The sequence below is a fragment of the Mesorhizobium sp. M2E.F.Ca.ET.209.01.1.1 genome (assembly GCF_004010375.2).
GTDB lineage: Bacteria > Pseudomonadota > Alphaproteobacteria > Rhizobiales > Rhizobiaceae > Mesorhizobium.
In genome coordinates, this window is sequence record NZ_SADP02001061.1 from 1 (window position 1) to 297 (window position 297).

A 297-nucleotide genomic window follows, 5' to 3' on the forward strand; every position below is an offset into this window, starting at 1 on the left:
TGTTGTAGGCCTGCCCGGTCGTGTAGGTGGCGCCGGCCAGGTAGACGGCGAGGTCGGCGATCTCTTCCGGCGTGCCGATCCTGCCCATCGGCTGGCGGGCGATGAAGGCCGCGTGCGCCGCCTCGTAGTCGCCCTGCGCCTGCATGCGGCCCTGAAGCGAGGGGCTCTCCACCGTGCCCGGGCAGATGGCGTTGCAGCGGACGCCCTTGGCGACATAGTCGCCGGCAATCGACTTGGTCAGGCCGATAACGGCGGCCTTGGTCACGCCGTAAGCAAAGCGGTTCGGCACGCCCTTGG

General features: G+C 69.4%; 1 protein-coding gene. It reads right to left on the reverse strand.

Annotated elements, in window-relative coordinates:
* On the reverse strand, window positions 1-297 hold a 297-nt coding region (locus EN852_RS39125), incomplete at both ends, for an SDR family oxidoreductase (RefSeq protein WP_135879927.1).